The following is a 21396-nucleotide window of genomic DNA, read 5'->3' on the forward strand; positions in this document are numbered from 1 at the left end:
GCACAAGATCATCCGACACGTGGAGCACTCTGCCGCCCGAACACATCAACTGCCAAGCCCCTGAGCTGAACTCATTTTGAAACGATCAGTAAGGCTACGGGCCCGTCCCAGAAGCCGTCGACCTCGCCTCCCAGCCGGAAGTCCCGGCTTGGGCACCTACGAAGCCGCTGGACCGCACGCGACCGACGCCGCTATCTGCGGGCACTCGGGCGTACTGCTAGCCACAACCTCGTCCGGGGTATGGCGACTGGACTCGGTACGACTTTGGTCACCGGTATCGCATGGTGGGTCCAGCATCGCTGATCCGTAGGCCCTGGCTGCCTGCTGCACGCAGGCAGCCAGGGCAGTACGTCATCGCCCGGAGGGATTCGACTGATCGCTCTGGCAGTCGGGTGGCCCCAGCTGGCCGCCGCCGCAGCGTGGTGGTGGCGACGGGTGCCGGCACCTCGCACCGAATCCTGTCGTACTGGGAAGGCACAATCGGCGCATGCCTGAGACCTTCGTTGACCTGGGATCCGTCAATGCGCCGTCTGGTGTGCTGGTGCTCGGCATGGCCGGCTGGATCGACCACTGGCGGGTACTGGGCCAGCCCCTGTCCGTGTGCGCCAGGGCGGCTGCGTCGTCGGGAGGAGGCCATCTTCGTGAGTGGTTGTGCGAGGCGGTCGCGGTCCCGGCCGCTGACGACCGGCCGTTGAGGGTGAGGGCGAGCACCTCGCCGTCCCCGTTCGACGAGGAACCGGCGATCGCGACCCTGGAGATCAGCCTCGGACTCCGATGGCCCGAAACCGTGGGCCGATCGGTGCGGGTACGGCTGGGGGACCTGCCCGTCGACCGGTGCGGCATGGTCATCGGCGACGCCTCGGGGCTAGATGCATGGACGGGGATGAACAACGAGCCAGCCGACGGGCTCGCCGACGTCACCTACTGGGGCCGGTACGCGGACGAGGCACGCGCCGAGTTCGGTGGTGAGCGGATCGCGCAGTACGGCGTCGACGGACCGCGCGGGTGGCTCGACCTCCCGTTGGCCGAGGCAGCCGCACGAGCGGCCGAACTCACCGCCTGGCGCGACCGCCTTCACGGCAAGGGCCTCATGGTCTCGATCGACAAGCACACCGACTTCTACCGTTTCCGGCGGGCCGGGTGGCACCATCCGCTCCGCGTCGGTGCGATCGAGGTCGGCGGCGGCCAGGTGCTCGGAATTGAATGGGATCAGGGCGACCACTCGATGAGGCACCGCGGCGAGCGGGACGCTGGCCGGGTTTATCCGGTCACGGTCGAAGCCGACGAAGGGGGCGAGATGGTGATGCGATGGACCATCCCGCCCTACGACTTCAACGACGAAGATGAGTAACGAGCTCAGCTCTGGGGATCCGCCACCGTGGTGAGACTGATCAACCGCAACACGTAGTGAGACAGATCGGCGAGCCGCAGGTCGCGGGGGTGGCCTCCGATACGAGACGCGAGACCCTACAAGACCCGTGCAGGTCCCGGTACGCCGGCATGTTCCCTCGCCGACCGTTTACGCCCGGCGAGGAACCCGTCGCCGCACCCGGACGGAACCGCCCCCCGATGATCTGGACCGACGACACGGTGGCTGCCGCACGTCCGGCGGCGCCGGCCCGGGAAACCGGGCCCTGCGAGCCGTCGCGGGCCTGCGGATCCGGGAGTGGCCCGGAGCGCTTCAGAGCGTGACGGTGGCGCGGAAGACCGTCGCGCCGGCGCCGGACAGCACGGTGCCGGTGCCGGTGGCGGGCAGGAAGACCGACCCGCCGCGGGTCAGGTCCAGCGCGGTGCCGTCGGCGGCGGTCAGCCGGGCGGTGCCGGCGGTGCAGAGCAGGATCTGCGGGGTACGGCCGTCGACCAGCCGGTCCCGGCCGTCCAGGACGAAGCGGGAGAGCCGGAACTCGTCGATCGGGACGGGGTACAGCTCCTCGCCGGGGGTGCCGGCGACCGGTTCCGGCCGCAGCACCTCGGGGGCGCCGGCGGTGAAGCCGACCACCTTCAGCAGCTCGGGGACGTCGATGTGCTTGGGGGTGAGCCCGGCCCGCAGCACATTGTCGGAGTTGGCCATCAACTCGACGCAGATGCCGTGCAGATAGGCGTGCGGAACGCCCGCGCCGAGGTAGAGCGCCTGGCCCGCGCGGAGCCGGATGTGGTTGAGCAGCAGGCCGGCGATCAGGCCGCGGTCGCCGGGGAAGTCGCGGGTGATCCGGGTGTACGGCGCGTACGGCCCGGCGGGGTCGTCGGCGGCCGCCTTGTCCACGGCCTCGGCGGTGTCCCGGACGGCGGCGGCCGCGTCGGCGTCGGCCATGGTGAGGACGGCGGCCAGGGTCCGGCGCAGCGCCTCGGACTCGGTGCCGGTGCGCAGCAGGGCGATCAGCGGGTCGAGCGCGGGCACCTTCAGCCCGGCCAGCAGGGCGGCCGCCCCGGCCGGCGGGCGGAAGCCGCAGAGGCCGTCGAACTCGTCGAGCGCGCAGATGAGTTCGGGCTTGTGGTTGGCGTCGCGGTAGTTGCGTTCCGGGGCGTCCGGCGGGAGGCCGAGGGCGTTCTCCGCGGCGAACCCGGCCCGGGCCTGGTCGAGGGTGGGGTGGGCCTGGATGGAGAGCGGGATACCGGCGGCGAGGACCTTGAACAGGAACGGCAGTGTGGGGCCGAACCGGGCGACGGTGGCCGCACCCAGCTCGCCCTCGGGATCGGCGGCGATCAACTCGTCGAGCCGGCGGGGTCCGTCGCCCCGGTCGGCGCGGGAGGGGGCGCCGGGGTGGGCGCCCATCCACAGCTCGGCCTGCGGTTCGCCGGTGGGTTCCCGTCCGAGCAGCGCGGGGATTGCGGTGACCGACCCCCAGGCGTACGGGCGGACAGTGTTGACGAGCCTGTCCATGCGCGCGGTCCTGCTCCTCTGCTGCTGTGGCGGGTGTGCCGGATCGCCGGGAGACGGCCCCGGCGTTGCGGGCGGTCCGGGCAAAGGCTGGGCATCGACCCTAGCCGACCGGTGCCGTCAGCAGGGAAACGACGGGCGTACCCGGGGAGTGCCGCAGTCGTACCGGTGGTCGGGAGACGCGGTAGTAGGATGCCAGGACGCAGTGGTTTCCACCGTGGTTGCCACGTCGGCGGGATGCCGACCGGGGCTGCGTTTCAGAGTGCGGGCAACGGTGACTGGTCCCCGCCACCGGCCGAGAGGTTTGTACGTGACCGTGAACCAGCAGAGTTTTGCTGATCTCGGCAGGGTGCTGGTGATCATTCCGACGTTCAACGAGGCGGAGAACGTCGAGCGGATCGTCGGACGGGTCCGGGCCTCCGTGCCCGAGGCACATGTCCTGGTGGCCGACGACAACAGCCCGGACGGCACCGGGGAGCTGGCCGACAAGCTGGCCGCCGACGACCCGCACGTGCACGTCCTGCACCGCAAGGGCAAGGAAGGCCTGGGCGCCGCCTACCTGGCGGGCTTCCGCTGGGGCATCGACCAGGGCTACGACGTCCTGGTCGAGATGGACGCGGACGGCTCGCACCAGCCCGAGGAGCTGGACCGGCTGCTGGGCGCGCTGCGCGGCGCCGACCTGGTGCTGGGCTCGCGCTGGGTGCCGGGCGGCCGGGTGGTGAACTGGCCGAAGTCACGGCTGCTGCTCTCGCGCGGCGGCTCGACCTACTCGCGGCTGATGCTGGGGGTGCCGATCCGGGACGTCACCGGCGGCTACCGGGCGTTCCGCAAGGAGACGCTGCTCGGTCTGGGGATGGACGAGGTCGCCTCGGCCGGGTACTGCTTCCAGGTCGACCTGGCCTGGCGGACGGTGAAGGCCGGCTTCAAGGTGGCCGAGGTCCCGATCACCTTCGTCGAGCGCGAGCTGGGCGCCTCCAAGATGAGCCGCGGCATCGTGATCGAGGCACTCTGGCGCGTCACCTCCTGGGGTGTCGCCGACCGGATGGCCCGGCTGACCGCCGGCCGGCGCTGAGCACCGGCAGGGGCTGACCGCTCCGTACGAGCAGTCGGGAAGGCGCGCCCCGCCGGGCGCGCCTTCCGCGCATTCGGCGGGTCGTACTCCCATGCTGTAGGGCGCAGGGAATCCGACCGCCGACCAGAGGGAGCAGCCAGTGACGTCGTCCCCGCCCGAGGAGAGCGCCGGCGCGGAGCGTGCGGACGCGGAGGCTGCCGAGGCCGCGGGCGCCGTGCCGGCCCCGCCCGTCCGGCCCCTGGAGACCGCCGTCTTCACCGGCCCCGAGTCGGCCTTCTTCGCCACCTCCACACTGATCCTCGGTGAGCGCACGGCGATCCTGGTGGACGCCCAGCTGACCCGCAGCGCGGGCCGGGAGCTCGCCGAGTGGGTGGCCGGCAAGGGCCGCCGGCTGCTCGCCATCGTGATCACCCACCAGCACCCCGACCACTACTTCGGCGCCGAGGAGGTGCTGCGGCTCTTCCCCGAGGCGCAGCTGCTGGCCGCGCCGCCGGTGGTGGACGGCATCCTGCGCACCGCCGCCGCCAAGGTCGCCCAGTGGAAGCCGGTGTACGGCGACGACATCCCCGACCATCCGCTGGTGCCCGCCCCGCTGCTGCCCCAGCCGCTGATGATCGACCGCCAGGTGATCCCGGTGCTGCTGCTCGGCCAGGGCGACTGCGGCGCCTCCACGGTGGTCCACGTCCCCAGCATCCGGACGGTGATCGCCGGGGACTTCGTCTACAACGGCACCCATGTCTGGACCGCCGACACCACCCCCGGGCAGCGGACCGCGTGGGCGGGCAACCTCGGGCGGATCGCCGGACTCGGCGCGGAGCGGGTGATCGCCGGCCACCGGGCGCCCGAACAGGGCGACGAGGCGGCCCGGGTGCTCGCCTTCACCGGTGAGTACCTGCAGGACTTCGACCGGCTGCTGGCCGAGCACCCGGACGACCCGGAGGCGCTGGTCGGCGCGATGAGCGAGCGGTACGGGGAGCTGACCCTGCCGGCCATCCTGGAGCTGAGCGCCGCCGCCAACACGGCCCGGGCGGGCGCCCCGGCGGACCCGGCGGGGGAGGAGCCGGCGGCGGACGCCCCGGGGGGAGCGGAAGAGCCGGCCGACTAGGGCGGGATACTGACGGCATGACGCCGTACGACGCGATCGTTCCGGCCGGCGGGGCCGCCCGGCGCCTCGGCGGTGCCGACAAACCGGGCCTGACCGTCGGTGCGGCCACCCTGCTCGACCGGGTGCTCGCCGCCTGCGCGGACGCCCGTACCACCGTGGTGGTCGGCCCCGCACGCTCCACCGCCCGCACCGGGGTGCGCTGGACCCGTGAGCAGCCGCCCGGTGGCGGCCCGGTCGCGGCCGTCGCGGCCGGCCTCGCCGAGACCACGGCCGAGGTGGTGCTGCTGCTCGCCGCCGACCTGCCGTTCCTCGACGGGCGGACCGTGCACCGCCTGGTCACCGCCCTCACCGGGGCCGGACCGGACACCGGGGCGGCCGTCCTGGTGGACCGGGCCGGCCGCGACCAGCCGCTCGCCGCCGCCTACCGCGCGGCCGCTCTGCGCACCGCGCTGGCCGCCGTCGGCGACCCCGCCGGACTGCCGCTGCGCCGGCTGACCGGCGGGCTGCGCACCCTGCGGCTGGCGGACCCGGACGGCGTCACCGAGGACTGCGACACCTGGGAGGACCTGGAACGGGCCCGTCGGCGGGAGGTCGGCCCGGTTCAGGGCGGAACGACGGCGTGAGCGAAACGACGCGCGTCGCCCACCGGGCAAACATCCCGGGGAAACCCGAGATCAGGCAGCATGGGGCCCATGGAGCGCACGCTGGATGACTGGATCGCCGAGGTCCGGGCCGACCTGGGCATCGACCTGGACGTTGACGTCCCCGGACTGCTCGACCTCGCCCGGGTGGTCGCGCACGGGGTGGCCCGGCCGGCCGCACCGCTGACCGCTTTCCTGGTCGGCTACGCGGCCGCGCAGCAGGGCGGCGGCCCGGAGGCCGTCGCCGAGGCCGCCCGGCGGACCGCGGCGCTCGCCGGGCGCTGGACGGCACCGGACGAGTCGGGACAGCCGTGAACACCGTCGAGGAGACCATCGTGGCCGGCACGCCCTCCGGCACCGGCGCGCCCGCCGGGCCGGGCATCCTGACGTGGCCGCAGGCCCGTGAGCGCGCCCGCCGGGCCGGGCGGTGTCCGCTGCCGCCGCTCAGCCTCGGGCTCGGGCGGGCGCTCGGCCACACCCTCGCCGAACCGCTCACCGCGCTCACCGACCTGCCGGCCTTCGACACCTCCGCGATGGACGGCTGGGCCGTCGCCGGGCCGGGCCCGTGGCGGGTCGCCGGCCGGCTGCTGGCCGGGCAGGCGGCCGTGCTGCCGCTGGCCGACGGCGCCGCCGTCGAGATCGCCACCGGCGCCCAGCTTCCGCCCGGTGCGACGGCGGTGCTCCGCCGTGAGCACGGTGAGCGGAACGGGGTGCTGCTGCACGACCGCACCCCGGGATCGCTGACGACCGGCCAGGACGTCCGTCCGCGCGGCCAGGAGTGCCACCGGGGCGAGGAGTTGCTCGCCGCCGGCACCCCGGTCGGCCCGGCCGTCCTGGGCCTGGCCGCCGCCTGTGGTCACGACCGGCTGGCCGTCCGCAGTCGTCCGGTGGTCGAACTGCTCGTTCTGGGAGACGAGTTGCTGGACTCCGGACCACCGCTGCCCGGCCGGGTCCGGGACGCGCTCGGCCCGCTGCTGCCGCCCTGGCTGCGGGCGGCCGGGGCCGAGACGGGTGAACCCCGCGCCGTCCGGGACGACTTCGGTCTGCTCCGGGACGCCGTCCGGCACTCCACCGCCGATGTGGTGGTCACCACCGGCGGGACCGCCGCCGGTCCGGTCGACTTCCTGCACCAGGCCCTCGCCGCGGCCGGTGCCCGGCTGCTGGTGGACGGTGTCGCCGTCCGCCCCGGACACCCGATGCTGCTCGCCGAACTCCCCGGCGGCCGCCACCTGGTGGGACTGCCCGGCAACCCGCTGGCCGCGGTGGCCGGCGTCGTCACGCTCGCCCTGCCGCTGCTGTACGCCCGCAGCGGCCGGGTCGCGGGCGAACCGGCCGTCACACCCGCCGCCGTCGATCTGGCCGGTCACCCGGTGGACACCCGGCTGCTGCCGGTCCGCCGTACCGTGAGCGGCGCCGTCCCGCTGTCCTTCGACGGGCCCGCGATGCTGCGCGGCCTGGCCCGCGCCGAGGCGCTCGCCGTGGTGCCGCCCGGCGGGGTGGCGGCCGGCACCGCCGTCGAACTCCTGGAGGTCCCGTGAGCACCCGCCGCGGCCGTCTGTCCCGGCTGGGCGCGCCCGCCCCCGGTACCGAGCCCTGGGCGGACGCCGGTGTCGTCCTGCCCGCCCGGCGGTCCGAGCCCGCGGTCCGGCAGGTCGGCTCGCGACTGCTGCTGGCGCTCGCCGTGCTGGTGGTCACCACCGTGATCGTCTGGCTGGACCGGGACGGCTACAACGACAACGCCGGTGGCGGGCTGAGCTTCCTGGACTCCGCGTACTACGCCACCGTGACGCTTTCCACCACCGGGTACGGCGACATCACGCCGTTCAGCGACAGCGCCCGGCTCACCAACATCTTCGTGATCACCCCGCTGCGCGTGCTCTTCCTGATCATCCTGGTCGGCACCACGCTCGAGGTGCTCACCGAACGCACCCGCCAGCAGTGGCGGTTGAACCGCTGGAGGTCCACCGTGCGGGAGCACACCGTCGTGATCGGGTACGGCACCAAGGGCCGCAGTGCGGTCGACACCCTGATCGGCCAGGGGGTGTCCAAGGACGAGATCGTGGTCGTCGACCCGCAGCGCAAGGTGATCGACCAGGCCGCCCGGAACGGTCTGGTGGGCGTGGTGGGTGATGCCACCCGCACCGACACCCTGCTGCGCGCCGGACTGCCCACCGCCGCCCGGGTGGTGGTGGCCCCGGAGCGGGACGACACCGCCGTCCTGGTCACTCTGACGGCGCGTCAGCTCAACAAGGGGGCCACCGTGGTGGCGGCCGTGCGGGAGGACGAGAACGCGCCGCTGCTGCGGCAGAGCGGCGCCGACGTGGTGGTGACCAGCTCCAGTTCGGCGGGCCGGCTGCTCGGGATGTCGATGGTCAGCCCGCACGCGGGCGCGGTGATGGAGGACCTGCTCACCTACGGCAACGGCCTGGACGTGATCGAGCGCCCCGTCACCCGGGCCGAGGCCGGGCACGGCCCGCGCGACTGCGCGGACCTGGTGGTCGCGGTGGTCCGCGGTCGGCGGGTGATCAACTACACCGAGCCGGAGGCCGCCGTGCTCCAGCTCACCGACCGGCTGATCGTCATCAAGTGAGCACCGCCGGCGGGCGGATCCGGCCGGTCCGGGCGCTTCGCTACAGTCCGTGCCATGAGTGAACAACCACGAGCACCCTTCGGCACGTTCGAGTCGGTCGCCCCGGCGCTGGAGGCCGGTGGCCTCCTCGCCGGGCCGGTGGCCGCCGCCCTCGCGGACTGGGACGCCCGGGAGGCGGCCCGGGCCGTGCTGTATGTGGACACCGACCCGGAGAAGGCCGACACCGCGGTCTTCTGCGAGGCCTACGACGCACCGCTGGAGGCCTCCGCCAACTGCGTGGTGGTCGCCGCCAAGCGCGGCGGGGAGACCGCGCTCGCCGCCTGTCTGGCGCTCGCGCACACCCGGGTGGACGTCAACAAGGCCGTCCGCAGGCACCTGGCCGCGCGCAAGGCCTCGTTCGCGCCGATGGACGCGGCGGTTGCGGAGACCGGCATGGAGTACGGCGGCATCACCCCGGTCGGGCTGCCCGCCGGCTGGCCGCTGCTGATCGACGCGGCGGTCGCCGAGGCGCCCTACGTCCTGGTGGGCAGCGGGCGGCGGCGCGGCAAGCTGATCCTGCCCGGTTGGGCGCTGGCCCGACTTCCGGGCGCCGAGGTGCTGCAGGGCCTGGCCGGCTGAGCGGGGCGCACCCCCGACCGGGGCCGGTACGCAGTAGCTTCGGGGCATGTATGCGATGACGATTCCCGAACCCGGCGGGCCCGAGGCGCTGGTCTGGGCCGAGGTGCCCGATCCGGTGCCCGGCGAGGGCGAGGTCCTGGTCGAGGTGGCGGCGACCGCGGTCAACCGGGCCGACCTGCTCCAGCGGCAGGGCTTCTACGATCCGCCGCCCGGCAGTTCGCCCTATCCCGGGCTGGAGTGCTCGGGGCGGATCGTCGCCCTCGGGCCCGGCGTGGCCGGCTGGGCGGTCGGCGACGAGGTCTGCGCACTGCTGGCCGGCGGCGGCTACGCGCAGCGGGTCGCGGTGCCGTCCGGGCAGCTGCTGCCGGTGCCGAAGGGGCTGAGCCCGGAACAGGCCGCCGCGCTGCCGGAGGTCGCCGCGACGGTCTGGTCCAACATCTTCCTGGTCGCCCATCTGCGGCCGGGCGAGACGGTGTTGCTGCACGGCGGGGCCAGCGGCATCGGGACGCTGGCGATCCAGCTGGCCAAGGCGGTCGGCGCCCGGGTGGCGGTGACGGCGGGCAGCGCCGCGAAGCTGGCCCGGTGCACCGAGCTGGGCGCCGACATCGCGATCGACTACCGCGAGCAGGACTTCGTCGAGGTGCTCCGGGAGGCCACCGGCGGCGCCGGGGCGGACGTGATCCTGGACATCATGGGCGCCAGGTACCTCCAGCGGAACGTGGACGCGCTGGCGGTCAACGGCCGGCTGGTGATCATCGGGCTGCAGGGCGGTGTGCAGGGCGAGATCAACCTCAACACCCTGCTGCGCAAGCGCGGCGCGGTGATCGCCACCAACCTGCGCGGCCGGCCGCTGGCGGAGAAGGCGGCGATCGTGGCGGCGGTGCGCGAGCACGTCTGGCCGCTGGTCGAGGCCGGGGTGGTGAAGCCGGTGATCGACCGGGTGCTGCCCCTGGCCGAGGCCGCCGCCGGGCACCGGGTGCTGGAGAACGGCGAGCAGGTCGGCAAGGTGGTCCTGCGGGCCTGAGCGGGGCCGGCGACGGTGCGGCGGTTGGTGTACGGCTGTTCGAAATGCCTGGATGGTCGGATTGTGTGAGGCTGGTGCGGAGCTGTCCCGCCGCCGACCCCGCCTGTGCGCGGTCGGCCGTCGGAAGGACCTCCGACCGTGGCCGCATCTTCGAACGCGTTTCTCGGGCCGCTGCCCGCCACACCGTCCCACGGCTACTCCCTCTCCTCTGCCGGCCGGCGCCCGCGCCGTCGCGGCGCCCTCCGCGGGCAGCGACTGCTGGCGGCGGTGGTGCTCGGGCTGGCCCTGCCGCTGGCCGTCGTGCCGCTCGCCGCGGCCGCTGCCTGGCCGCACCCGGTCGGACCCCGGGGGGCGGCCACCAGCGCCGGTCCCGAGGCCCGGGCCGGGGGGACACCGCCGTCGTCGCCACGTTTTTCGATGTCTCGTTCCCCCGCGTCGCATTCCCCGGCGGCCGCGACGCCCGCGAGCGCGGAACCGGACCCCGGCCCCGCCGAGCGGCAGAGCGCCACGTCCTCGCCGGCGGCCGTACCCCCGCAGCACGGGACGGGGCGCCCCCGGCCGGCCGGGGGCAGGTTCTGGGCCGACCGGGACGCGGCCGGGCACCGGCACCGGCCCGCCTCGGCGCCCGAGCGTGCCGAGGCCGCCGCCGAGCAGGCCCCCGACTCCGCTCCGGATGCCGTTCCCGGGTCCGCCCCGGGCTCCGTTCCCGGCCGGACCTCGGAGCAGGCCCCGGAACAGGCTGCGGAGCAGGCCCCGGAGCAGCCCGCCGGGCAGCCGGGGGCGCAGGTGCCGGACCGGTCCGCCGAGACCGCTCCGCCCGCCTCGGCGGACCGGTCCGCCGAGACCGCTCCGCCCGCCTCGGACGCGGACCCCGGCACGCCGGACGCCCCGGCCCCGGCCGACGGCGCCACCGCGCTCGACAGCGCGACGGTGGCCGCCGGACAGCCCGTCGCGGTCGGCCCGGCCGCCGTACCCGCCCACTGGGGCGACGCCTCCACGCTCCAGCTGCCGCTGGGCGCCGGCCTCGGCCTGATCGGCTGCGGCCTGGGCCTGATAGGCCTGCGGCTGCGCAAGGGCTGAACCCCGCGCGGGCCGGCGGGCCGGGCGGCTCCGCGGGCGCCGTTCCCACCGGCCCGCCTCGCCGACTGAGTACGCGTACGGATACCGGCCCGCCGCGTACGGGCGTACCGTCGTGCCCGGCGGGCCGGAGCGGCCGGTGGTGGTGCGGCCGGGGGCTTCCGCCCGACCAACCCCAGTGAGAGAGAATGTTGTTCATGACGAATCCGATGAACGAGCGCTCGTCGCACGAGCTGTACCAGTCCGCGGGCGGGCAGTCGCAGGACGGCCAGAAGGTGCTGATCGTCGGACCGGACGGGCTGCCGGTGGGCCAGGGGTTCACCGCCTCGACCGGGGACGACGGCGACGGACCGCGCGAACTCCCGGTGACCGAGATGGTGGAGCAGCCCGCCAAGGTCATGCGGATCGGCAGCATGATCAAGCAGCTGCTGGAGGAGGTCAGGGCGGCTCCCCTCGACGAGGCCAGCCGCGCCCGGCTGAAGGACATCCACGCCAGCTCCATCAAGGAGCTGGAGCTCGGTCTGGCCCCCGAGCTGGTCGCCGAGCTGGAGCGGCTGTCGCTCCCGTTCACCGAGGACAGCATCCCGACCGAGGCCGAGCTGCGGATCGCGCAGGCCCAGCTGGTGGGCTGGCTGGAGGGGCTGTTCCACGGCATCCAGACCGCGCTGTTCGCCCAGCAGATGGCGGCGCGGGCGCAGCTGGAGCAGATGCGGCGGGCGCTGCCGCCCGGCCTGCACGGCGGTGATCTGGAGGACGACGAGCCCGGCGAGGGCCGCGGCATCCGCTCCGGCCCGTACCTGTAGGCCGGCCGCCGCACGTCGGCCGGGGCGCCCGGTGCCGGACGTACCGGCACGACGCGGCACCGGGCGGACCGGTTCACGCACTACCGACGGGTAAGGGCTCGCGGCCCGGACGGAGGGTCGGCCCGGTGCCGATCACCGTCGTGGCGAGCCGATACCCTGGCCCCTGTCGCAGGCCCGGCGAACGCCGCGACGGGGGCCGGGCAGGCCAGCGGGCCGGGCCCGACCACGCACGGACGAGACCGAACGTCACGGTCGCGGCGGCACGGCCGCACCGAGGGGGAGCAGAGGACCATGAGCGAGCACGGCAACGCGGCGGTCGAGGGCTTCTCCCTGGGCAACGGCAGGTACGTGCTGCAGCGGCTGCTGGGCGAGGGCGGCATGGCCTCCGTGCACCTCGCGTACGACAACGTGCTGGGCCGGCAGGTCGCGCTGAAGAGCATGCACGCCGAGCTGGGCCACGAGGCGTCGTTCAAGGAGCGCTTCCGCCGCGAGGCGCAGGCGGTGGCCCGGCTGGAGCACGAGAACATCGTCCGGGTCTACGACAGCGGCGAGGACGTCGGCCCGGACGGCTCGACCACGCCGTTCATCGTGATGCAGCTGGTCGACGGCAAGGGCCTGCGCGATGTGATCAACGAGTCGGTCGCGCAGTACGGTGCGATGCCCACCGAGGACGCGCTGAAGGCCGTCGTCGGCGTGCTGAACGCGCTGGAGGCCTCGCACGACCAGGGCCTGGTGCACCGTGACATCAAGCCGGGCAACGTCATGTTCGACCGCAAGGGCGTCGTCAAGGTGATGGACTTCGGCATCGCCCGGGCGCTGGAGTCCGGTGTGACGTCGATGACCCAGACCGGCATGGTGGTCGGCACCCCGCAGTACCTCTCGCCCGAGCAGGCCCTCGGCAAGCCGGTGGACGCCCGCTCCGACCTCTACTCGGTCGGCGTGATGTTCTTCGAGATGCTCACCGGCCAGCTGGTCTTCGACGGCGACTCGGCCTTCTCGATCGCCTACAAGCACGTGCAGGAGGAGCCGCCGGCGCCGTCCTCCCTCAACCGCTCGGTCGGCCCGGCGGTGGACGCGTTCGTCGCGACGGCGCTGCGCAAGGACCCGGCGCACCGCTTCCCGAGCGCGGCGGCGATGCGCGACGAGGCCGAGCGGCTGATCGCGGCCGAGAAGGGCGGCGGCGGCCACCAGCTGGCCGCGAGCACGCCGCTGGTGATCACCGACGGTCCGCGCTCGGCGCACGCCGCGCCGCAGGCCCCGCAGACGCCGCAGCCGTTCCAGCAGCAGTACCGGACCCCGCCGCCCGCGTTCCAGACCCCGCAGCCGCAGGCCCCGCAGACCCCGCAGCCGTTCCCGCAGCAGTACCGGACGCCGCCGCCGGCCTTCCAGACGCCGCCGCCCGCGTTCCAGACCCCGCAGCCGATGCCGGCGCCGCCGTTCCAGCCGGCCCCGGCGTCCGGCGGCAACGGCTGCTCCACGGCCCTGGTGATCATCGGCATCATCGTCGGTGTGATCGTGCTCGCGGTCATCATCATCGCCATCGTGGTGAACCGGGCGGAGAAGGACGCCGGTTCCGGCACGGGCACGCGCGGTGCCGAGCGGACCGCGGCCGTGTTGCGCCTGGACGGTCCGGCCGACCGGAATGGCCTGCTCTGACGCGGTCCGCCGGGATCGGGTGTGCTACAGGGGCAGGCCGAAGGCGGTAGCGTTCGGGGACACGAAGCGACAGGGCACCGCGATCCGAGCGAAGGCCCGGGGCGAGGAGCGATGGCACAGACGCAGCATCCGGACGACGACGACGGCGCCTGGACGACCGGCGAGACCGGCGAGGCCCCGAAGGTGTCCGAACCCGGTAGCGACGCCGCCACCACCGCGCTCCCCCCGGTCGGCGGCGGCCCGCACACGCCCGGCCGGGGCAGCGCGGCCCCGCTCGGCACGGTGGGTGAGGGCCGCTACCGGCTGACCCACCGGCTCGGCCGCGGTGGCATGGCCGAGGTGTTCGCCGCCCAGGACGTCCGGCTCGGCCGGACCGTCGCGGTCAAGCTGCTCCGCCCCGAGCTCGCCCAGGACGACATCGCCCGGCTGCGCTTCACCCGCGAGGCGCACGCCGTCGCGGCGCTCAACCACCACTCGATCGTCGCGGTCTACGACACCGGCGAGGAGCACGTCGGCGAGGAGTCGACGCCGTACATCGTGATGGAGCTGGTCGAGGGCCGGACCGTCCGCGAGCTGCTGGTGGACGAGGAGGCGCCGCCGGTCGACCAGGCGCTGATCATCATCGCGGGGGTGCTGGAGGCGCTCGCCTACAGCCACCGGCACGGCATCGTGCACCGCGACATCAAGCCCGCCAACGTGATCATCACGACCACCGGCGCGGTCAAGGTGATGGACTTCGGCATCGCCCGGGCGCTGACCGGCGCCGCCAGCACCATGACCCAGACCGGCATGGTCATGGGCACCCCGCAGTACCTCTCGCCCGAGCAGGCCCTCGGCAAGCCGGTCGACCACCGCTCCGACCTGTACGCGGCCGGCTGCATGCTCTACGAGCTGCTGACGCTCCGCCCGCCGTTCACCGGCGACACCCCGCTCTCGGTGGTCTACCAGCACGTCCAGGACCCGCCGATGCCGCCGTCCCAGGCCAACCCCCGGGTATCGGTGGCGCTCGACCCGATGGTGCTGCGCTCGCTCGCCAAGAACCCGGACGACCGGTTCCAGGACGCCGACGAGTTCCGCGCCCACGTCCAGCACACCCTGCGCGAGATGCACGGGGCCGGTGCCCCCTGGGCGGCCGGCGCCGCGGCCGCCGGGCTGGCGGCCGCCGGCCAGGGCCACAGCGGGGCCACCCCCATGGTCGGCGCGGACGGCGAGACGGCCGTCACGGCGCCGTACGGCGCGGCCGCTCCCGGTGAGCCGACGGCGGTGCTGCCGTACCAGCAGGCCGGCGGCCCGCAGACCCCGGCGTCGCCCTATCCGGCGGTCGGCGGTTCCTACGGCGGTTCCTACGGTGGTGACGGTTCGGGCGGGGACGACGACGGGCACGGCCACGGCCGGCGGCGCGGGCCGTGGGGCTGGGTGGCCGGCGCCGCGGCGGTGGTCGTCGCGGCCAGTGTCGGCATCGCGTTCGCGCTCAGCGGCGGCGGCAACGGCGGCACCGGGGACCGGGACGGGCACCTTCCCACGCCCGCCCCGGCGGTCAGTTCGTCGGAAGCCGTGACCCCCACGCCGGGCACCAACCCGAGCGCGGCCCCGTCCGCCCAGAACACCAAGCGCCCGCAGCAGCCGACCGACAACAACAACAGCGGCGGCGGCAACATGAGCCAGGCGCCCAGCATGCCGTCGGGCAAGCACACGCCGACCCCGACGCCCACGCCCACCACCACCAAGTCGGCGACGTCCACCCCGTCGCCGAGCACCACGCCCAGCTCGACCGGTACGCCGACCAGTGGTGGCGGCCCTTCGCCGTCCACGCAGCCGTCCCAGACCTCGGGCGGCAAGCCGACGGCGCCGGCCACCGGGGGGGCCTCGGCGCCGCCGAGCCCCTGACCCCGGTCTCCCCGGTCTCCCCGGTCTCCCCGGTCTCCCCGGTCTCCCCGGGGGCGGGCCCGGACCTTCCGGACCCGCCCCCGGGGCTTCCTGGCTGTCCGGGCCCCGGCCGTCCGGGTCAGTTGGCGAAGGCGTCCAGGACCTGCTCGTACTCCTGGCACCACCACGCCAGCTGGCCCGCCGAGGCGGGGTAGAGCGGGTCGGCCCGGTGGTCGGCCCGCTGGTAGCGCCACTGGAGCATCCAGAAGTCGTTCAGCCGCTCCCACCAGACCCGGTGCACCGCCGCCGCCAGGTGCTCGGCGGTGGCCGCCCCGGTGGCCCGGTAGGCCTGTGAGTAGTGCCGGACCCGGACGAGGTCGAGCACCCCGGAGGTCCGGTCGTTGAAGAGCAGGGTGGCCGCGCGGACGGCCTCCTCGGCGCGCGGCTGGGGGCCGAGCTTGTCCCAGTCCAGGACCGCCGAGATCCGGCCGTCCTTGTGCAGCAGATTGAGCCCGTGGAAGTCGCCGTGGGTCCAGCCGGTGGGCGGGGCGGCCTGGGGGGCGGGCCGGCGGTGGGCGTACTCGGCGAGCAGGTTCAGCCGTTCGGTGAGGCGCCGTTCGACCAGCGCGTCCAGCTCGCCGTACGGGTGGTGCTCACGGGCCCGCCGCCGCAGGTCAGCGGCGAGCCGGGCGCTGTCCAGCGGGTCGGCGCTGCGGTAGCCGGAGGGCTGGCTCAGGGGGGCGCACACATCGTCCAGTGCGCCGTGCACTCGGCCGAGGAGCGCGCCGAGTGCGGCGCACTGCGGGAGAGTGTGGTCGGTACCGTGCCGGTGTCGGCCATCGATCCAGGGGAAGAGCGCGAACAGCCGGCCGCCGAAGGCGGCCACCGTCCCGGACCGCTCGGCACAGGCCAGCGGGGGAGCGACCGGCAGCCCGAGGGCGTGCAGCGCGGCCATCGCGCGGTGGTGCGCGGTGATCGCCGGGCGGTTGGCGGTGGCGGCGTCGACGTAGCACTTCAGGAAGTACGTCCCGGCCTCGGTGGTGACCCGGTAGCCCCGGTTCAGCAGGCCCTCGGCGACGGGCTCGGCGGTCAGGAGCCGCCCCACCCGGTAGCGGTGCAGGACCTCGGCCAGGGCGGCGTGGGGGACGGGCGGGCTGAGGGTCCCTATGGGCGGTGCGGCGAGGTCGGGGCGGGCCGGGGCGCAGGCGAGGGTCTGGCTGAAAGTCACAGCCAGAGGTTAGGGCCCCCTTGCGGGGGCCCTTGACAAACCATCAGTGCTATGTATCCGAATCGGATCAGTGCTGCTGGTCCGCCTGGTGCCGGGCCACGAAGGCGGCGGCCTGGGTGCGCCGCTCCATGCCCATCTTGGCGAGCAGGCTGGAGACGTAGTTCTTCACCGTCTTCTCGGCCAGATGCAGCTCGTTGCCGATCTGGCGATTGGTCATCCCCTCGCCGATCAGATCGAGGATCCGGCGCTCCTGCTTGGTGAGCTGCGCCAGCCGCTCGTCCTCCTTCTCGCCGCCGTCGCGCAGGCGGGCCAGGACCCGGCTGGTGGCGACCGGGTCGAGCAGCGACTTCCCGGCCGCCACGTCCCGGACGGCGGCGATCAGGTCGGTGCCCCGGATCGCCTTCAGGACGTACCCGGAGGCGCCCGCCATGATCGAGTCGAACAGCGCCTCGTCGTCCGAGAACGACGTCAGCATCAGGCACTTGATCTCCGGCAGCCGGGAGCGGATCTCGCGGCAGACCTCGACCCCGTTGCCGTCCGGCAGCCGGACGTCGAGCACCGCGACATCGGGGTGGACCGCCGGGATCCGGGTCAGCGCCTCGGCCGCCGTGCCGGCCTCACCGACCACCTCGATGTCGTCCTCGACCGAGAGGAGATCGTGGACGCCCCGCCGGACCACCTCGTGGTCGTCGAGCAGGAATACCCTGATTTGTCCGTTGTCAGTCACGTGCAAAGCCTCCCATATCACCCTGTGAAAGACCTGCCGTCCAAACCGGCGCGGGATCGTTATCAGGCCAGAGCGGTCGAAATCGATGCCGGTAACCCCCTTACGTACAGGGCTCCGCCCGGATAACGTGCGCTGGTGTCCTGAAGGCGACCGAATTGAGAGCTGCGCCACATCCGTCCGTCCACCCCCACCAATCCGACGGCGAGCTGTGCGCGGCACCCTTGACAGCTGTGGAAGCCCAACAACTAGGACGTCCTAGCGCAAGCGCGCCAAGGGCTGTCGCTGGGTAACGTTCTCGTGAGGGACGCCGTCGGAACAGGAACACCACCTGCCTTGCAGCCGGTGCGCACACCCACGCGCGCCCCGCGAGGCGGTGACCGGACCGGTCACCGGCGACCCCGGGCGGCCGGACAGACCGAGGAGTGAACGTGACCGTCAAAAGCACGGCGAGGGCTCGCAAGAAGGCGGCCCCCGGCGTTCCTGACACCCTCCGCGCCACGGGCACGGACGGCCAGCCGGAGCTCGTACAGCTGCTCACCCCGGAGGGCGAGCGGATCGAGCACCCGGACTACCCGCTCACCACCACCCCGGAGGAGCTGCGCGCCCTCTACCGCGACCTGGTGCTGGTGCGCCGGTTCGACGCCGAGGCCACCGCGCTGCAGCGCCAGGGCGAGCTCGGCCTGTGGGCCTCGCTGCTCGGCCAGGAGGCCGCGCAGGTCGGCTCCGGCCGGGCCATGCGCACCGGCGACTACGCCTTCCCCACCTACCGCGAGCACGGCGTGGCCTGGTGCCGCGACGTCGACCCGCTGAACCTGCTCGGCATGTTCCGCGGCGTGAACCACGGCGGCTGGGACCCGAACGAGAAGAACTTCCACCTGTACACCATCGTGATCGGCGCGCAGGCCCTGCACGCCACCGGCTACGCGATGGGCATCACCAAGGACGGCACCGACGACGCGGTGATCGCGTACTTCGGCGACGGCGCCTCCAGCCAGGGCGACGTCAACGAGGCCTTCACCTTCGCCTCGGTCTACAACGCCCCGGTGGTGTTCTTCTGCCAGAACAACCAGTGGGCGATCTCCGAGCCCACCACCACCCAGACCAAGATCCCGCTGTACCGCCGCGCCTCCGGCTTCGGCTTCCCGGGCGTCCGGGTGGACGGCAACGACGTGCTGGCCTGCCTCGCCGTGACCCGCTGGGCGCTGGACCACGCGCGCAGCGGCAACGGCCCGGTGCTGATCGAGGCGTTCACCTACCGGATGGGCGCGCACACCACCTCCGACGACCCCACCCGCTACCGGCCCACCGAGGAGACCGAGGCCTGGAAGGCCAAGGACCCGATCACCCGGCTCCGGGCCCACCTGGACCGCGCGGGCCTGGCCGACGAGGAGTTCTTCGCCTCCGTCGAGGCGGAGAGCGAGCAGCTGGGGCTGCGGGTGCGCGAGGGTGTGCGCGGTATGCCGGACCCGGACCCGACCCTGATCTTCGACCACGTCTACGCCGAGCCGCATGCGCTGGTCGATGAGGAACGGGCCGAGTACGTGGCGTACGCGGCCTCCTTCGAGGCGGGGGAGAACCTCTGATGGCCGGTCAGCTCAGCATCGCCAAGGCGCTCAACGGGGCGCTGCGCAAGTCGCTGGAGGACGACCCGAAGACCCTTCTGATGGGCGAGGACATCGGCAAGCTCGGCGGCGTCTTCCGGATCACCGACGGTCTGCAGAAGGACTTCGGGGAGAGCCGGGTGATCGACACCCCGCTCGCCGAGTCCGGCATCGTCGGCACCGCGATCGGCCTGGCGCTGCGCGGCTACCGCCCGGTGGTGGAGATCCAGTTCGACGGCTTCGTCTACCCGGCCTTCGACCAGATCGTCTCCCAGCTGGCCAAGATGCACGCCCGGGCGCTCGGGCACGTGAAGCTCCCGGTCACCATCCGCATCCCGTACGCGGGCGGCATCGGCGCGGTCGAGCACCACAGCGAGTCGCACGAGGCGTACTTCGCGCACACCGCCGGCCTGCGCGTGGTCACCCCGTCCAGCGCGCACGACGCGCACTGGATGCTGCGCCAGGCCATCGCCTCGGACGACCCGGTGGTCTTCCTGGAGCCCAAGCGCCGGTACTGGGACAAGGGCGAGGTCGGCGCCGCCGCCGACCTGGCGCTGCACGACGCCCGGATCGTCCGTCCCGGTACCGATGCCACGCTGATCGCGTACGGGCCGATGGTCAAGGTCTGCCTGGAGGCCGCCGCGGCCGCCGAGGAGGACGGCCGCCGACTGGAGGTCGTCGACCTGCGCTCGCTCTCCCCGGTGGACTTCGCCGCCCTGGAGGAGTCGGTCAGGCGCACCGGGCGCGGCATCGTGGTGCACGAGGCGCCGGTCTTCCTGGGCATGGGCGCCGAGCTGGCCGCCCGGCTCACCGAGCGCTGCTTCTACCACCTGGAGGCGCCGATCCTGCGGGTCGGCGGCTACTACGCGCCGTATCCGCCGTCCCGGGTCGAGGAAGCCTTCCTGCCCGACCTGGACCGCGTGCTCGACGCCGTCGACCGCGCGCTCGCGTACTGAACCGGGGAGCGAAGATGACCACCGAAGTTCGCTCGCTCCGCGAGTTCAGAATGCCCGACGTCGGCGAGGGCCTCACCGAGGCCGAGATCCTCAGCTGGTACGTCAAGCCCGGCGACACCGTGACGGACGGCCAGGTCGTCTGCGAGGTGGAGACCGCCAAGGCCGCCGTGGAGCTGCCGATCCCCTTCAACGGGGTCGTCGAGCAGCTGTTCTTCCCGGAGGGCGCGACGGTCGATGTCGGCACCGTGATCATCTCGGTCGCGGTCGCCGGTGAGGCCGGGGCCGCCGCACCGGCCGTCGCCGCCGCACCCGCGGCCCCCGCGCCGGCACCGGCACCGGCCGAGGCGGAGCCGGAGCGGCGTGAGGTGCTGGTCGGGTACGGCCCGCGGACCGGTGGCAGTCAGCGCCGGGCCCGCCGGACGACCACCACCACCGTGATCGCCCCGGCTCCTGTTCCGGTTCCCGCGGTCGTCGTGCCCGTGTCCGTGCCCGTGCCCGTTCCGGTGGTGCCGGAGCAGCCCTCCGGTGACCGGCCGCTGGCCAAGCCGCCGGTGCGCAAGCTCGCCAAGGACCTCGGCATCGACCTGCGCGCGGTCACCCCGACCGGTCCGGACGGTGTGATCACCCGCGAGGACGTGCACGCCCACGCGTCGGCCGCCGCCGCGGTGGCGGCAGCGGCCGAGGCGCCGGCCCCGGTGGCCGCCGCCGAGCCGGTGTCCGTGTCCGGCTCGGGCGACGTCCGGGTGCCGATCAAGGGCGTCCGCAAGGCGACCGCGCAGGCGATGGTGAGCTCGGCCTTCACCGCCCCGCACGTCACCGAGTTCGTCCAGGTCGACGTCACCCGCACGATGAGGTTCGTCCGGCGGCTCAAGGAGAGCGGCGAACTGGGCCGGGACATCCGGGTCAGCCCGCTGCTGCTGGTCGCCAAGGCGCTGCTGACCGCGATCAAGCGGCACCCCGAGATCAACGCCCAGTGGGACGAGGCCGCCCAGGAGATCGTGATCAAGGGCCAGGTGAACCTCGGCATCGCCGCGGCCACCCCGCGCGGCCTGATCGTCCCCAACATCAAGGACGCCGGTGCCAAGACCCTCTCGGGCCTGGCGGCGGCGCTCGGCGAGCTGATCGACACCGCCCGCCAGGGCAAGACCTCGCCGGCCGACATGCAGGGCGGCACGGTCACCATCACCAACGTCGGCGTCTTCGGCGTCGACACCGGTACCCCGATCCTCAACCCGGGGGAGGCGGCCATCCTCGCCTTCGGGGCGGTCCGGGAACTGCCGTGGGTGCACAAGGGCAAGGTGGTCCCGCGTCAGGTCACCACCCTGGCCCTCTCCTTCGACCACCGCCTGGTGGACGGGGAGCTCGGCTCCAGGGTGCTGGCCGACGTGGCCGCACTGCTGGAGCGCCCCAAGCGCCTGATCACCTGGGGCTAGAAGAAGCGAAGGGGCCCCGCCTCCGCACCTTGGGTTCTAACGGTCCTCGCAACACCCGCGATCTGTGGGAGTTGCGAGGGCCGTGGCTGTTGGACGCGATGATCTTTCGGGTTTGAGGGAG

Annotated in this window: 17 protein-coding genes and 1 pseudogene; 15 read left to right on the plus strand and 3 right to left on the minus strand. The window is 73.8% G+C overall.

All coding sequences use genetic code 11. The annotated features are described in order from the left end of the window. Positions 1 to 487 precede the first annotated feature (487 nt). Positions 488 to 1351, plus strand: a complete 864-nt coding sequence (locus tag ACIP82_RS37005; RefSeq protein ID WP_400660036.1) for a hypothetical protein — start codon at positions 488 to 490, stop codon at positions 1349 to 1351. A gap of 330 nt (positions 1352 to 1681) precedes the next feature. Here the strand turns inward: ACIP82_RS37005 and manA are convergent, their stop codons facing one another. Beyond that, entirely contained in the window at positions 1682 to 2881 is a 1200-nt protein-coding gene (manA, locus tag ACIP82_RS37010) for a mannose-6-phosphate isomerase, class I (RefSeq protein WP_400660039.1), read from the minus strand. A 307-nt stretch (positions 2882 to 3188) separates the two neighbouring features. On the opposite strand from manA, the gene ACIP82_RS37015 reads away from it, so the two are divergent. The 11 genes and pseudogenes from ACIP82_RS37015 (at position 3189) to ACIP82_RS37065 (ending at position 15351) form a co-directional block, all read left to right on the plus strand. Beyond that, complete coding sequence (locus ACIP82_RS37015; protein ID WP_363613775.1) at positions 3189 to 3950, plus strand: polyprenol monophosphomannose synthase; 762 nt, start codon at positions 3189 to 3191, stop codon at positions 3948 to 3950. Between the two features lie 139 nt (positions 3951 to 4089). After that, the gene (locus ACIP82_RS37020) at positions 4090 to 5055 is read left to right on the plus strand and encodes an MBL fold metallo-hydrolase (protein ID WP_363613773.1); all 966 of its coding nucleotides are present in this window, start codon (positions 4090 to 4092) and stop codon (positions 5053 to 5055) included. Between the two features lie 17 nt (positions 5056 to 5072). Continuing rightward, a pseudogene (locus tag ACIP82_RS37025) lies at positions 5073 to 6011 on the plus strand (NTP transferase domain-containing protein). Next, positions 6008 to 7234 (plus strand): molybdopterin molybdotransferase MoeA, encoded by a 1227-nt coding sequence (locus tag ACIP82_RS37030; RefSeq protein WP_400660042.1) that lies wholly within the window; start codon positions 6008 to 6010, stop codon positions 7232 to 7234. The pseudogene ACIP82_RS37025 and the gene ACIP82_RS37030 overlap by 4 nt, the downstream one beginning before the upstream one ends. Positions 7235 to 7251: 17 nt before the next feature. Next, positions 7252 to 8286, plus strand: coding sequence for a potassium channel family protein (locus ACIP82_RS37035; RefSeq protein WP_400660060.1), 1035 nt, complete (start codon positions 7252 to 7254; stop codon positions 8284 to 8286). Between the two features lie 54 nt (positions 8287 to 8340). After that, a complete protein-coding gene (locus tag ACIP82_RS37040; RefSeq protein WP_363613771.1) occupies positions 8341 to 8904 on the plus strand; it encodes a YbaK/EbsC family protein in 564 nt (187 codons plus the stop codon). Positions 8905 to 8950: 46 nt separating this feature from the next. Further along, the gene (locus tag ACIP82_RS37045; RefSeq protein ID WP_363613769.1) at positions 8951 to 9928 is read left to right on the plus strand and encodes an NAD(P)H-quinone oxidoreductase; all 978 of its coding nucleotides are present in this window, start codon (positions 8951 to 8953) and stop codon (positions 9926 to 9928) included. A 138-nt stretch (positions 9929 to 10066) separates the two neighbouring features. Next, the gene (locus tag ACIP82_RS37050) at positions 10067 to 11008 is read left to right on the plus strand and encodes a hypothetical protein (protein WP_400660045.1); all 942 of its coding nucleotides are present in this window, start codon (positions 10067 to 10069) and stop codon (positions 11006 to 11008) included. Positions 11009 to 11202: 194 nt separating this feature from the next. Then, positions 11203 to 11808, plus strand: coding sequence for a bacterial proteasome activator family protein (locus tag ACIP82_RS37055; protein WP_363613765.1), 606 nt, complete (start codon positions 11203 to 11205; stop codon positions 11806 to 11808). Positions 11809 to 12099: 291 nt separating this feature from the next. Continuing rightward, the gene (locus tag ACIP82_RS37060; RefSeq protein WP_363613763.1) at positions 12100 to 13464 is read left to right on the plus strand and encodes a protein kinase domain-containing protein; all 1365 of its coding nucleotides are present in this window, start codon (positions 12100 to 12102) and stop codon (positions 13462 to 13464) included. Between the two features lie 111 nt (positions 13465 to 13575). Continuing rightward, the gene (locus tag ACIP82_RS37065) at positions 13576 to 15351 is read left to right on the plus strand and encodes a protein kinase (RefSeq protein WP_400660049.1); all 1776 of its coding nucleotides are present in this window, start codon (positions 13576 to 13578) and stop codon (positions 15349 to 15351) included. A 118-nt stretch (positions 15352 to 15469) separates the two neighbouring features. Here the strand turns inward: ACIP82_RS37065 and ACIP82_RS37070 are convergent, their stop codons facing one another. Both ACIP82_RS37070 and ACIP82_RS37075 read right to left on the minus strand, forming a co-directional pair. Next, positions 15470 to 16558, minus strand: coding sequence for a phosphotransferase (locus tag ACIP82_RS37070; RefSeq protein WP_400660051.1), 1089 nt, complete (start codon positions 16556 to 16558; stop codon positions 15470 to 15472). Between the two features lie 67 nt (positions 16559 to 16625). After that, positions 16626 to 17285 (minus strand): response regulator transcription factor, encoded by a 660-nt coding sequence (locus ACIP82_RS37075; RefSeq protein ID WP_363613757.1) that lies wholly within the window; start codon positions 17283 to 17285, stop codon positions 16626 to 16628. Positions 17286 to 17713: 428 nt separating this feature from the next. Between ACIP82_RS37075 and pdhA the strand changes: the two genes are divergently transcribed. From pdhA to ACIP82_RS37090, 3 genes are read left to right on the plus strand one after another with little or no spacing between them, the layout of a single operon-like run. Beyond that, positions 17714 to 18868: a pyruvate dehydrogenase (acetyl-transferring) E1 component subunit alpha gene (gene pdhA, locus ACIP82_RS37080; protein ID WP_400660053.1), complete on the plus strand. Its 1155-nt coding sequence runs from the start codon at positions 17714 to 17716 to the stop codon at positions 18866 to 18868. Beyond that, on the plus strand, positions 18868 to 19842 hold the full coding sequence (locus ACIP82_RS37085) for an alpha-ketoacid dehydrogenase subunit beta (RefSeq protein WP_400660056.1): 975 nt from the start codon (positions 18868 to 18870) through the stop codon (positions 19840 to 19842). Before pdhA ends, ACIP82_RS37085 begins: the two co-directional genes overlap by 1 nt. Positions 19843 to 19856: 14 nt before the next feature. Continuing rightward, positions 19857 to 21275, plus strand: coding sequence for a dihydrolipoamide acetyltransferase family protein (locus tag ACIP82_RS37090; protein WP_363613753.1), 1419 nt, complete (start codon positions 19857 to 19859; stop codon positions 21273 to 21275). The last annotated feature ends 121 nt before the right edge of the window (positions 21276 to 21396 follow it).

Origin of the sequence: Kitasatospora sp. NPDC088548, from assembly GCF_044753005.1 — a bacterium.
GTDB lineage: Bacteria > Actinomycetota > Actinomycetes > Streptomycetales > Streptomycetaceae > Kitasatospora.

What these genes read in the sequence shown, in the direction of transcription:
- ACIP82_RS37040 (WP_363613771.1), top strand. Translation starts at nt 8,341, where the DNA reads ATGAGTGAACAACCACGAGCACCCTTCGGCACGTTCGAGTCGGTCGCC.
- ACIP82_RS37055 (WP_363613765.1), top strand. Translation starts at nt 11,203, where the DNA reads ATGACGAATCCGATGAACGAGCGCTCGTCGCACGAGCTGTACCAGTCC.
- manA (WP_400660039.1), bottom strand. Translation starts at nt 2,881, where the DNA reads ATGGACAGGCTCGTCAACACTGTCCGCCCGTACGCCTGGGGGTCGGTC.
- ACIP82_RS37045 (WP_363613769.1), top strand. Translation starts at nt 8,951, where the DNA reads ATGTATGCGATGACGATTCCCGAACCCGGCGGGCCCGAGGCGCTGGTC.
- ACIP82_RS37065 (WP_400660049.1), top strand. Translation starts at nt 13,576, where the DNA reads ATGGCACAGACGCAGCATCCGGACGACGACGACGGCGCCTGGACGACC.
- ACIP82_RS37005 (WP_400660036.1), top strand. Translation starts at nt 488, where the DNA reads ATGCCTGAGACCTTCGTTGACCTGGGATCCGTCAATGCGCCGTCTGGT.
- ACIP82_RS37085 (WP_400660056.1), top strand. Translation starts at nt 18,868, where the DNA reads ATGGCCGGTCAGCTCAGCATCGCCAAGGCGCTCAACGGGGCGCTGCGC.
- ACIP82_RS37060 (WP_363613763.1), top strand. Translation starts at nt 12,100, where the DNA reads ATGAGCGAGCACGGCAACGCGGCGGTCGAGGGCTTCTCCCTGGGCAAC.
- ACIP82_RS37090 (WP_363613753.1), top strand. Translation starts at nt 19,857, where the DNA reads ATGACCACCGAAGTTCGCTCGCTCCGCGAGTTCAGAATGCCCGACGTC.